At 69.2% G+C, this 12,110-nt stretch carries 8 protein-coding genes; 4 read left to right on the plus strand and 4 right to left on the minus strand.

Translation table 11 applies throughout. The features are described from left to right. Nucleotides 1-66 precede the first annotated feature (66 nt). Nucleotides 67-1,023 (minus strand): aegerolysin family protein, encoded by a 957-nt coding sequence (locus AMK24_RS32735; protein ID WP_158072169.1) that lies wholly within the window; start codon nt 1,021-1,023, stop codon nt 67-69. A 97-nt stretch (nt 1,024-1,120) separates the two neighbouring features. Then, nucleotides 1,121-1,447, minus strand: a complete 327-nt coding sequence (locus AMK24_RS23515; protein WP_143203728.1) for a hypothetical protein — start codon at nt 1,445-1,447, stop codon at nt 1,121-1,123. A gap of 999 nt (nt 1,448-2,446) precedes the next feature. Between AMK24_RS23515 and AMK24_RS23520 the strand changes: the two genes are divergently transcribed. Continuing rightward, nucleotides 2,447-4,312 carry a glycoside hydrolase family 18 chitinase gene (locus AMK24_RS23520; RefSeq protein ID WP_073770840.1) on the plus strand — a complete coding sequence of 622 codons (1,866 nt, stop codon included), beginning with the start codon at nt 2,447-2,449 and terminating at the stop codon, nt 4,310-4,312. Nucleotides 4,313-4,403: 91 nt separating this feature from the next. Here the strand turns inward: AMK24_RS23520 and AMK24_RS23525 are convergent, their stop codons facing one another. After that, entirely contained in the window at nt 4,404-5,468 is a 1,065-nt protein-coding gene (locus tag AMK24_RS23525; RefSeq protein WP_242435230.1) for an alpha/beta hydrolase family protein, read from the minus strand. A 112-nt stretch (nt 5,469-5,580) separates the two neighbouring features. On the opposite strand from AMK24_RS23525, the gene AMK24_RS23530 reads away from it, so the two are divergent. Continuing rightward, nucleotides 5,581-6,216, plus strand: coding sequence for a GNAT family N-acetyltransferase (locus AMK24_RS23530; RefSeq protein ID WP_073770842.1), 636 nt, complete (start codon nt 5,581-5,583; stop codon nt 6,214-6,216). Nucleotides 6,217-6,251: 35 nt separating this feature from the next. After that, nucleotides 6,252-7,097 (plus strand): PaaX family transcriptional regulator C-terminal domain-containing protein, encoded by an 846-nt coding sequence (locus AMK24_RS23535; RefSeq protein WP_073770990.1) that lies wholly within the window; start codon nt 6,252-6,254, stop codon nt 7,095-7,097. Nucleotides 7,098-7,473: 376 nt separating this feature from the next. Here AMK24_RS23535 and AMK24_RS23540 read toward each other — a convergent pair whose 3' ends face one another. Then, nucleotides 7,474-9,867: a helix-turn-helix domain-containing protein gene (locus AMK24_RS23540; protein WP_158072170.1), complete on the minus strand. Its 2,394-nt coding sequence runs from the start codon at nt 9,865-9,867 to the stop codon at nt 7,474-7,476. A gap of 272 nt (nt 9,868-10,139) precedes the next feature. On the opposite strand from AMK24_RS23540, the gene AMK24_RS23550 reads away from it, so the two are divergent. Continuing rightward, on the plus strand, nt 10,140-10,511 hold the full coding sequence (locus AMK24_RS23550; RefSeq protein ID WP_242435231.1) for a beta/gamma crystallin domain-containing protein: 372 nt from the start codon (nt 10,140-10,142) through the stop codon (nt 10,509-10,511). The last annotated feature ends 1,599 nt before the right edge of the window (nt 10,512-12,110 follow it).

A 12,110-nucleotide genomic window follows, 5' to 3' on the forward strand; every position in this document is an offset into this window, starting at 1 on the left:
GGGCGGTGGCGGCGGGGCGGGAGCGCCGCACTCATCCCCTCGACGGGGCCACCCGGACCGGCACGGTCAGAACTTCGTCAGAGTGAAGGCGACCGTGGCGTTGTTCCCACTACCGCCCTGACGGGTGCAATCGAATCCGGACGGAGCGGTGCAGGAGTACCCGTTGCTGCCCGAGTAGGGGTTGTTCCAGTACACCTTGACCTTGTTGGTCTCCCCGGACACATTGAAACTCACCTCGCCCTCCGTGCCGGTCATGAAGCCGTCGGACTCACTCTGCCAATTGCCGGAGACACCGGACTGGATGATGGAGGGCGGCAGCATGTTGGTGGACCAGATGCCCCAGTGCAGCTGCGAGGTGGAGCGAGTGAGCAGCCGCCCCGAGACATTGGTCAGGGTGACATTGGTGCTGCGCGCGGCGTTGGCTGTGGGCGGATTGGCCGCCGCGCCCCGGGCCTTGGTCGCGCCGGGCGCCCTCTTCGCTGCCGATGCCTTCTTCCAGAGGTCGAATGTCACCGAGGCGTTGTTCCCACTGCCGTCGTACTTGTCGCACTGGTAGCCCGCCGGAACGACGCAACTGTAGCTGTTGGATCCCGAGAAGGGGTTCTTCCAGTGAATGCGGACCTCTCCGCCCCCGGGGATCGCGTACGTCACCTTCCCCTCGGTTCCGGTCATGAAACCACAGGATTCGCTCTGCCATATGGGCTGCGCGCCATTGGCGACGGTATCGGGCGGCAGCATGTCTGTCGTCCAGCAGCCGTGGGGCAGTTCATCCCATGTCTTGACCAGATTGGTCCCGGAATAGTTGATCAGTTTGACCTGGGTGGAGCGGGCCGCGGCGACACCCACCTGGTCCTTGGTCTTGTTCTCGGCCTTCGTGGAACGCTGTTCGGGAGCCGCCGCCCGAGTCCCGGGCCGCTCGTCCACGGCCTGCGCCGCAGGGGCCAGGGCGATCGCCCCGGCCGCCATCAGGACGGCGGTGAAAGCGCCCGCCGCAGCGCGGCGCACACCAGTGATGCGAGTCATTCTCTTCATGGTTTCACCCATTCCGTTCGAGCGGCGCGGAGTGCGCCGCGCTGGTCCGGTTCCCTACGCACAGGCTCATGGCCCGACGCGAAGGGGATCACTGGTAGTAGAGGTCGTATGTGTCGTACGGGGTGGCCTCGATCATGTATTGACTGGCCATTCCAAAGCCCACCAGAGTGGCGTACGCGGCCATCGCCGCGAAGTATGAGGGGTAATTGCCGCCATAGATCCAGATGTTTGCCGCCGCCGGGCCTTCCCGGCCGGCGGGTGCGGCGGAGTCGCTCGCCCGGTCGGTGCTGCCGATCGATGCCGTGGCGGCATGCGCCTGAGCGGTTCCGCCGATCAGAACAGCGGACGCAAGCACGGCGCTGACCGCGGCCTGCCGAATTCCTCTTCGCATGACAATCCCTTCTGGGCGCTCCATGGTCGTGGTCGGTCGCCCGCGGCTTGTGTGCCGCCGGACCACCGGACCTCGAAGTGCGGTGACGGTCACAGACTGGCATGCCGTTGCTACGCACGGGCATTGTGGAAAACCGCATACATACGGCTTCCGCCGCCCGCCGACGCCTCCGCGAGCGGGATGGCGTGGATTCCCGGCCGGCCGCCCCGGCGCCGTGACCCGCGGATGCGGTCGAGCCAACGGACGTCGACCCGGCCGGCTGCGGGCGCCCCGCTCCCCAACGGCGGCCTCGGACTTGCAGGTCGGGCGCAACCGGTCTTCGGTGAGGTTGAGCGGAGAGGTGAGGACGCGCAGTGACTTGCCCTGGGACCGCGGGCGCACGACGAGGGCGGATAGAGACCCCGTTCACCGCGGGCACATACGCATACACGGCCCGGGGTGACCAGGACAGCGAAGCAACAAGCGTTCTGATTGCACCACCACAGACACGCAGGCAGAGCCCGGGCCTGAACGGCACGGCCCGGACGACGGGAGTCAGCAAAGGCGAACTACCGCTGTCACCGGGCATCTCAGCCGCGAGCATGCACGACAGGCTGGGCCTGAAGCCGCTCGTGCGAGGCATCCGCCCACCAACTCCCGGCAGAAACCGCGCCGTCGGCCCCGGCGAAACCGCACGCCGGCAAGGGGTACGCCTACGACCACCTGTGGCGATGGATCAGCAGCCGCGGCATCCGCCACCACATCGCCCCCAAGGGCGTCCAGTCCGCGCAGCGACTCGGCCGGCACCGATGAGTCGTCGACAGAACGATGTCCTGGCCGGCAGATCGCCGCCGGAAGCACCCTCCCTCGACTCACCCTCCCTCAATTCCCTTGGTCCAGACCTCTTGACGATTGGTCTAGGCCTTCTTAGGGTCGCGGCAACACTGCGAGGATGCCGAGGAGAAGGCCAGGTGCTCGTGTCCGCGCAGGGTTGACGGGCCAGGGATTCCCCTGCCCTTGAAACCCCCCACTCATGGAGCAGCCTTGAGTACAGAAACACGATGGCGCCGAACGGGATCCTCACGGAGCGCTTCCCCCGGCAAGCGGGCCAAGACCATGGCGGGGGCCACGGCGCTTCTCGTGCCGCTGGCCGCCATGGTGGGCCTCGCGACCCCCGCGGAGGCCGCGACCTCGGCCACCGCGGTATACGCCAAGGCATCCGACTGGGGCAGCGGGTTCGAGGGCAAGTGGACGGTGAAGAACACCGGCGCCACCACGCTCTCCACCTGGACCGTCGAATGGGACTTCCCGGCGAACACCAAGGTCACCTCCGCCTGGGACGCCACCGTCACCAACTCCGCGAACCACTGGACCGCCAAGAACCTCGGCTGGAACGGCACCCTGGCCCCCGGCGCGTCCGTCTCCTTCGGCTTCAACGGCTCCGGCTCCGGCGCGCCCTCCGGCTGCAAGCTCAACGGCAACCCGTGCGACGGCGGCTCCACCAACCCCGGCGACAACGCCCCCTCCGCTCCTGGCAAGCCCACCGCGAGCGACATCACCAGTTCCTCGGTGAAACTGTCGTGGGCGCCCGCCACGGACGACAAGGGCGTCAAGAACTACGACGTCAAACGCGACGGCGCCACGGTCGCGACCGTCACCGGCACCACGTACACCAGTACCGGCCTGACCGCGGGCACGGACTACAGCTACTCCGTGGTGGCCCGCGACACCGCCGACCAGACGGGCCCGGCCTCGGCCGCCACGACGGTCCGTACCGCCGGCGGCGGTGGTGGCGAGAACCCCGGCGGTGACGGGAAGATCAACCTGGGCTACTTCACCAACTGGGGCTCCTACACGGTGAAGGACCTCGTGGCCTCCGGTTCCGCCGAGAAGATCACGCACATCAACTACGCCTTCGGCAACGTGCAGAACGGCAAGTGCACCATCGGCGACGCGTACGAGGACTACCAGAAGCCCTACAGCGCCGCCCAGTCGGTCGACGGCAAGGCCGATGCCGCGGATCAGCCGCTGCGGGGCCACTTCAACCAGTTGCGCAAGCTGAAGGCGCAGTACCCGCACATCAAGGTCCTCTGGTCCTTCGGCGGCTGGACGTGGTCCGGTGGCTTCGGGCAGGCCGTCCAGAACCCCGCCGCCTTCGCCCAGTCCTGCTACGACCTGGTGGAGGACCCCCGCTGGGCCGACGTCTTCGACGGCATCGACCTCGACTGGGAGTACCCCAACGCCTGCGGTCTGACCTGTGACACCAGCGGCCCGGCCGCGTTCAAGAACATGATGCAGGCCATGCGGGCCAAGTTCGGCCCGGCCAACCTCCTCACCGCGGCCATCACCGCGGACGGCTCCAACGGGGGCAAGCTCGACGCCGCCGACTACGGAGGCGCCGCGCAGTACATCAACTGGTACGACGTGATGACGTACGACTACTTCGGTTCCTGGGCGGCGCAGGGCCCGACGGCCCCGCACTCCCCGCTGACCTCCTACCCGGGCATCCCGGCGCAGGGCTTCAACTCGGCCGATGCCATCGCCAAGTTGAAGGCCAAGGGGGTCCCGGCCTCCAAGCTGCTCCTGGGCATCGGCTTCTACGGCCGCGGCTGGACGGGTGTCACCCAGTCGGCTCCGGGCGGTACGGCCACGGGCCCGGCGGCCGGAATCGAGCCCGGCAACCAGTACTACAAGGTTCTCAAGACGGCATGCCCGGCCACCGGCACGGTCGGAGGCACGGCGTACGCGCACTGCGGGAACAACTGGTGGAGCTACGACACCCCGGCGACCGTCGGCACCAAGATGGCGTGGGCCAAGAGCCAGGGCCTGGGCGGCGCGTTCTTCTGGGAGTTCAACGGTGACACGGCGAACGGCGAACTGGTGACGGCCATCAGCAGCGGCCTGAAGTAATCCCCGGTACGCCCCCGTGCCCGCCCGCCCCGAGAACAGGGGCGGGCGGGCACGGCGCTTTCGGGGCAGGCGGGACAGCCCTCAGGGAGTGTCATGAAGTGGCGTGACCGCCTCGGCCGAGCTTCTTGAGGAACCGTCTTTGGTCGTTCAGGAATCCGTCCGCGAAGAGCGAGCGGGGGGAGAAGACCGCGGTGAGAGTGATTCCGAGGTCCGACTGCTCGATGGACTGCTTGAGCAGGGAATGGGTCGCGTCCGGGTAACGCCTGACCGTCAACGCACCGTCTGCGTCCAGCACCTTGCGGTAGGTGCGCTCCGTGTCGGCGGTGTCCACGTTGACGTCATGGCCCGCGAGGGTCAGCAGCACCGGTACGCCGCGCAGGGCGCGGAGGTCCTGCGTGGCGTCCGCCGTGTAGTTCTTGGAGACGAAGCCCCAGCGGGCGGCGGTCATGCCGTCCGCGTCGCCGCCCATCGCCCCGACGTACTCCTCGAAGCTCGCGTGGCGTCCCAGCAGCCGGCGTGTGGTGTCGCTCTTGGCGACCTCCGCCTTGGTGCGGGCTGCTGATGCGCCGTCGGCGCGCAGCTCGGCGAGGAGGTTGTAGCGGCCCTGCTGGAGCCAGTTGACGGCGGGCGAGACGGCGATGACGAAGCTCACGGGCGTCTTGGCGGCGATCTTCGGCAGGACCCAGCCCGCCTGGCTGGCGCCCCAGAGTCCGATCCGGTCGCCGTCGATGTCCGGGCGGGCGCGGGCCCAGGCGATGGCGGCGGCCGCCTCGTCGGCCCGGTCGTCCATGGACTGGTCGAGCCAGTCGCCGGGCGCGCCCGCGACGCCGGGCTTGTCCCAGGACAGCGAGGCGTACCCGGCCTTGGCGTTCGCCTCCCACATGGGCTTGTAACCGTCGTCGTGGGTGGCGTCGACGGGGCCGTCGCCATGGACGTACACGACCAGACCGTGGTGTTTGCGGCCGTCCTTGGGGACGGTCAGTACGCCGTTGAGGGTGTGGCCGCCGTGGCGGATCGTGACCCGCTGCTCGTCCATGTCGTAGGAGTTCTGCCACAGCACCACACCGACGAGGCCGACGGCCACGGTCAGGACCGTGACGAGTGACCACACGGTGATGCGGAGCCCGCGTCGTCGGGGCTGGGTCTTCGGACACACGGGAGGGCCGCCTCTGTTCGGGTGTGAAGCAGACACCGAAACTATCATCAGGAAAACGTTCGTTGTGAATCTGATAGTTTTGGTCTCGGTTGCGGGAGAGAGGAGGCACGGCATGGGACTGGACGCGGCAGGGCCCGGGGCCGGACAGGTGACGGTGCGGCGGGGTGTTCCGGCTGGAACCGAGCGGCGGGTGGCCGAGCTGTACTGGGACGCCTTCGGCCGCAAACTCGGTCCCGCCCTGAGCCCGGCGAGCAAGGCGGTGCCTTTTATCGCCGCCCACCTGAACACCGATCGAGCGGTCTGTGCACTCCTCGACGGGCAGCTCGTCGGCCTCGCCGGCTACCACCACGGCGGGCGCTCCCTCACCGGAGGATCGGCCCGCGCCGTGCTGCGCGCTTACGGGCGCCTGCGTGGACTGCACCGACTCCTGCTCCTCGCCCTGTTCGAACGTCGCCCGGCCCCCGGACAGCTCGTCATGGACGGCATCGCCGTGGACCCGGCCGTGCGCGGCCGCGGCGTCGGAGGCCTGCTCATCGAGGAAGTGGCCGCCGTCGCGACGGAGCAGGGCTGCCGGGAGATCAGACTGGACGTGATCGACACCAATCCGCGCGCCAGGGCCCTGTACGAGCGGCGCGGCTTCAGGGCCGTACGGACCGAGCGCACGCCCTACCTGCGCGGGCTGCTCGGATTCGGCGCGGTGACCACCATGCACCGCCCGGTCGGAACAGGAGGGGCGAGAGAACTGTGAGCACCGACACCGACCACGTCGAGGTCCCCACCCGCATGCTCGTCCACGCGCTGATCCGCGAGGACGGCACCGTCGGCGCGGACGAGCTGTACACCGTCGCCAACACCCTGGGCATGAGCGACCAGCAGGTACGGCTGTGCGTCAAACGCCTCGTGGCCGAAGGCCGATTCACCCACGAAGGCCGAGGCCGCAAGGCGGAACTGCACGCGACCACGGACACCGTGCGTGACCTCGCCCCCAACGCGGACTTCCTGCGGCACGCATTCCGACAGGACGCCGGGCTCGCACCCTGGGACGGAGTCTGGCACCTGGCCGCCTTCGCGGTGCCCGAATCGGCGCGCACCACCCGGGACGCCCTGCGCGAGACACTCGTCCGCCTCGGTGGCGCCCCGCTCCAGGGTGGACTGTACGTCTGCGCCAACGCATGGGAACCGTACGTCGAAGAAGCGGCCCACCGCCTCGGCGCCCACGGTGCGCTCACTCTTCTCACCACGACCGACCTGCGCAGGGGCGACATCGGGGAGCCTGCCGAACTCACCCGCCGTCTGTGGCCTCTCCAGGAGATCGCCGACCGCTACCACCGCCTCGGCCGCATCACCCAGCCCCGCCTCGCCCGGCTCACCGGCCCGGTCGAACTCTCCCCGGCCGCACTTCTCACCATCGCTGTCGAGTTGGCCGCCGAACTCACCCGCGCCATGGAGCCCGACCCGCTGCTGCCGCCTCAGCTCCTGCCCCAGCCCTGGCCCGGCGCCCAGGTCCGGGAGCTCGTCGCCCGGTGCTGGGCGGCCCTGCACGAACGCGACCGCGGCGAGGCCCGGCCGGCCCTCTTCCGCCTCTACGCCGACATCACCCGGGAAGCAGCCGACCGGGCCACGCGCTGAGGACGCAACCGAGAGCGCGGGTCATGCCGGTTGAGGAAAGCCGCCGCGAGCGGGGTTTCCCCGACGTGGACGCGCCCGAGGCCGCAGCGGTGCCGAAGACCGCGGACGAGGACTACGCACGACGCCACGGGTCGGTGACGAGCGTCCGGAGGGGAACGTCATCGGCCAGACCAACCGCTCGCCGGCCGCCTGAAGCGCTCCGTCGCATCACGTGGCCACCGCCGCCGGGCGGGAAACGGCTCCTCGTGTCGGGGGCATTGCGGATGGGTCCGACCGGTGCCGCGGTAGCAGCCGTCGGTGATCACCGTAGGGGTGGTACCGGCGGCTGCCCCGGTTCCCGAGTCCTCCCAGCCCCGCCAGTCGTTGCCGCTGCCGGTCAGGACGGAGGGGACGTCGCCAGGTCCGAGGTCAGACCATGGCGCATGGCTTGGACGGTCTGTGCGGTGTTGTCGTCACCGATCTGTCGGTAGATCGACAGGGCGCGGTCCATGTCGGCCAACGCGTTGCGCGTCTGGCCCAGCTTGTGGCGGGCCTGGCCGAGGGCGGTGTACATCTGGGCCTGCCATTGCGGGATGTTCGATGCCGGCTCCCAGGCGACGGCCGGCTCAAGTGTGTCGACCACCTCTTGCCACCGTCCCTGGGCGAGGTGCAGGAGGCCGATGTCGCGTGCCGCCGACACCCGTGTCATTCCGGCGATCAACGGTGACGGGGCGGTGGCGGGATCGGAGGCCAGTGCGAGCCTTTGCCGGTAAGCCCGCAGGGCCTGGCCGGGCTTACCGGTTCGTTCCAGTGCCCTGCCCAGGGTGGACAACGCGTGCATCACCATGCCTTCGCGGTCGTTCACCCTGCGGAACCCCCGCATCGCCCGGGCGGCGAGCGGCAGGGCGCCATGGGGGTTCCCGGCCTTCAACAGGGCCACCGCCAGGTACGAGTCCGCCCATGCCTGAAGCCGGGGGTCCCCGGCCAGGGCCGCTTCCGCTTGGGCCCTGCGGGCGCAGTCGCTCGCCCCGGCGGGGTCGCCGAGGCAGGTGTTGTGCGCCCAGGAGAGGTAGTTCAGGTGGGTCGCGGCGGCGGCGTGGTCGGCCAGTTCGGCGGCGGCGTTGCTGGACAGGGTGAACACCCGGGGCCAGTACCCCCAGTGAATCCAACGGTCGGAGAACCAGTGCATGGCTTCGGCCACGTCGATCACCCGCCGCCACTGGCCTGTGGCGGCAGCCAGTTCCAGCGCGGCGAGCCAGTTGTCGGCTTCGGTCGTCAGCCATTGCTTGGCCGCCTCGATGGCGGCCGGCCGTACGCGGTCGTCTCCTTGCCCGGGCAGAGCCGTGAAGGCCGGGTCGAACCGGCAGCCGGCCGCGGTCGCGGTGTCCAGCAGCCAGTCCACCGCCCGTGTTTCGGCGGCGGTGCGCTCGTCTTCGGGTTCCTCCTGCTCCAGTCGGCGCCGGGCGAAGATCCGCATGAGGTCGTGCAGCCGGTAGCGGGCGGTGAAAGCCGATTGGACCAGGCCGAACTCGACCAGCTCGTCCAGGGCGTCCTCCGTTTCGGCGTCCGGCAGTCCTGCCAGTACTGCGGCCAGTTCAGGGCCGCAGTGGGGCCCTGGTATCAGGGACAGCCGCCGGAAGAGCCGCTGTGCGGCGCTGGACAGCCGTGTGTAGGACAGTTCGAAGGCCACGGTGACCTCCAGGTCCCCCGCGGTCAGTACGTCCAGACGGCGTTCTTCGTCCTCGAGGCGGGCGGCGAGGCGGTCGGGTGACCAGTCCGGACGGCTGGCGAGGCGGTTGCCGACGATCCGTAGGGCCAGCGGGAGGTTGCCGCAGGAGTGGGCCAGTCGCGACACCGCGTCGGCGGTACGGCCGGCGTCGGGCAGACCGGCGATCAGGCGTTCCAGCAGATCGCGGGCTTCCGCGTCCGGCATGGACGGCAGGGGGAGCCGGGCCACCCCTTCCAGCCCGGTGAGCATCCGGCGGCTGGTGACCATGGTCATGGTCGCGCCGGTCGCCGGGAGCAGGGGGCGTATCTGGGCCTCGTCCGCCGCGTTGTCCAGGATCACGGCGATTCGGCGCCCGGCCGCTACGGACCTGTACTGAGCCGCCCGGTCGCCCAGGTCCAACGGCAGCCAGCCGTGGGCGGGGTCCAGGGCACGGATCAGCCGCTCCAGCACGATGCCGGGATCCAGTGGACGTGCGTCCAGGCCACGCAGGTCGACGAAGAAGCACCCGTCCGGGAAATGGTGCGACAGCTCGGTGACGGCGTGTACCGCCAAGCTGGTCTTGCCGACCCCCGGCTGGCCCGAGATCACGACGACGGGCGCCGGGCCGTCCGGCGGGCCGCCCGCGAGCGAGGCCAACCGGTTCAACTCCTGGCTCCGGCCGGTGAAGTCAGGCACCGCGCGAGGCATCGCCATCAGTCCCGGAGCCGAGGCCGGGCCGCGTTGCCGGCCGGCCGCCTCCGGCGGGGCTTCGCCCGTGCCGGTCTGCGTCGAATGCGGTTCCAGCCCGGTCGGCTCCGCGTCCGCCGTCCGCCGCGCACCGTTCCGCACCGCGTCCGCCAGGGCCCATCGCCGGTGGAGCTCGTTCAGTTCCTCGGAGGTCGCCTTGCACACCCGGGCGAACCGGGCGACAGCAGCGTTGTCGGCCGGCACCCCCTCCCCCTTGCAGTACCGGTGCAATGTCGAGGTACTCATGTGCGCCTGCTTCGCCAGGGCCTCGTAACTCAGTCCGGACCGTTCCTTCAACTCGCGCAGCAGCTCGGCGAAATCAGCTAACTCTTTCACTGTCTCCCCGGTCCCCGTCCCATTCGGCATCCCACGGTCGCTACATTCTTCCAGGTCAACCCAGTGCGGACATCCCAGTGTTCCAAAAGTTCAGCTGGAATTGCCGACGGGACGCCGAACGGTGCAAGCTCATGGCTGTCCAGACACGGCACAAGAAAAAGACAAGCCAGAGACCAATTCGAGCCACACCCGCCATGTGTGCCAGAAATTTGGCATGGACATTTCATTCAACGGTCGTGACGCCGGTCCGACCACGAGAGGAAGAAAAAAGAATGAAGCTTCCCATGCGCCGCTCCCTCGGTGTCGCAGCAGTCACCGTAGCCGCCCTGGCAGCCACGGCCATGCCCGCCGCGGCCGCTACGACGTCCAGCCACGGAGCGTTGATCAACCGTACGAACTGCAACGAGAACGGCTACCTGGAGATCCACAACAACAGCGGCCGTGACACGCTCTGCTTCGCCAACGCCGGGTTCATGCCCGTCGCCATCTACGGCGTGAACTGGGTCGAGTCGGGAAACAACGTCGTGACCCTTCAGTTCCAGCGCAACGGGAGCGACCCGCGACTCGAGACCGTCAACCTGCAGCGGTGGAGTTCCTGGAACCCGGGCCACGTCCACCAGATCATATCGATTCGCATCCACTGACACCGAAGAACAGCCGGTGCGCCTTACTGGGCCTCTTTTCGGACGACTTCTCCATGGCGCGATCAACTATTGACCGGCCTCTTTCCATCCGTCCACGCTCTGACCGGTTGACGGAATCCCAGCCATACGGCACGGCGAACTCCTGGTAGACCGTTTCGCGATTGAGGCCCATCGCTCACCAGGAGCTTCGCCGACCGACTCTCCGCATATCCACGGAAGGCCGGTTCACACCCGCGCCGCACCTGGTGCGGGAAGGGCGAATCCGGTTCGTTCCGGTGCGCTGCGTGGCGAGAGGGCCTGCGTCCGCGCGATAGGACCTGCCTCCGCCGCCCGGCCGAAGTCCGCGCCTGAATCGCGATCGTGGGAGGTCCCGGGGGGCAGCAAGCCCTCTGGGACCCCTGGAGAAGGAGGGGCTGCGTCCGGAGTCGGGATGCGATTCGGCCGCGCGGAGTCGCGTGGCCGTTCGACCTGGACGGTGGGGGGCTCCCGGAAACCGGCGCCGGCAACGGGGCTTCTTCAACGGCGGCTGTACGCTCCCACGGGCCGACCGGAGGTTTCACGGTTCCCGGTCGCATGTTGCCGACTGAAGGGCCGGGGAACATGCTCACCTGGCCCGTGGCTTGCGCCCTGTGCTCCCTCCCGACAGCCCCGTCGGCGGTGATGCCCCCGGCGCTCCGAAACGCCGCAACAGCGTTCTGGGTATTGCTTCCGAGCGCCCCTCCACCCCTGACGAGCCCACGCGGCCCGGGGCCAGGAGAAGAGGTGCTGGACTTCATCGGCCGGGTCGCCGGTGATTCCCCGAGGGCTCACGACGTTCCACGCCCGGCCGCGGGCCGCGACCCGGTCGTCGCCGTTCGTCGACACCCGCCGGACAGCGGAGCTGGCAGCCACCGGGAAGGACGATGAGTCTTGCCGCGTCACCCTTGAGGCGACTGCCGTGCCGGGGCCGGCCGCCACCGCTCCCCCAGCGAAAGCGGCACAGACGTCTGCTCCGATGAACGCACCCCGGAAGCGTGCAGAAGACCACAGGATCATGCGTTCTCCTCGATGAGTGCGGTTCGTCGCGCCCGACTGATGCGGCGACACTGGCACGACAAGTGAGCGCCCGCCAGAAGCCTCCCCCTGTTCCGGACAGGCTGGAGCTGTCCACCAGCTGCCTTGCGGTATCGCGAACCGTGATCTCGGTGCGGCGGTCGCCGGCGAAATCCCCTGGTGGGCGACGGACGCTTCTTCCCTGCCCGGGCCGCGACAGAGCCGGATGATCGCCGAGTCCACCTCCTGGTGCCTGACAAGGCTTGCGCCTACGCCACAGGAAGGCCCGGGCGCCCACAACCAGGAAACCTGCGAAAGTCGTCGGCCGGGGGCACGACGACCGCAGCGCGCGCCGAACCGCCGGCGTGCGCGTCGATCGTGTTTCTTCGGGACTGCGGGAGGCGGGAGAAGGCCCTCCGCAGGCTGAAAACCCTTGATCACCCTCAGGGACAGCGGCCACTAACGTTCCCTCGAAGACGCCCGTCGTGAGCTCCGGCTGACGAGCTCGGGCACGGTTGGCGGGGGGCGTCCGGCTCGCGGGGCAGGCCCGACCTGGTTCTCTTTCGA

Origin of the sequence: Streptomyces sp. CB02366 (assembly GCF_001905905.1) — a bacterium.
GTDB lineage: Bacteria > Actinomycetota > Actinomycetes > Streptomycetales > Streptomycetaceae > Streptomyces.

Bases quoted from the DNA above. Each gene is read 5' to 3' on its own strand.
- AMK24_RS23530 (WP_073770842.1), top strand. From the start codon at position 5,581: ATGGGACTGGACGCGGCAGGGCCCGGGGCCGGACAGGTGACGGTGCGG.
- AMK24_RS23535 (WP_073770990.1), top strand. From the start codon at position 6,252: ATGCTCGTCCACGCGCTGATCCGCGAGGACGGCACCGTCGGCGCGGAC.
- AMK24_RS23515 (WP_143203728.1), bottom strand. From the start codon at position 1,447: ATGGAGCGCCCAGAAGGGATTGTCATGCGAAGAGGAATTCGGCAGGCC.
- AMK24_RS32735 (WP_158072169.1), bottom strand. From the start codon at position 1,023: ATGACTCGCATCACTGGTGTGCGCCGCGCTGCGGCGGGCGCTTTCACC.
- AMK24_RS23550 (WP_242435231.1), top strand. From the start codon at position 10,140: ATGAAGCTTCCCATGCGCCGCTCCCTCGGTGTCGCAGCAGTCACCGTA.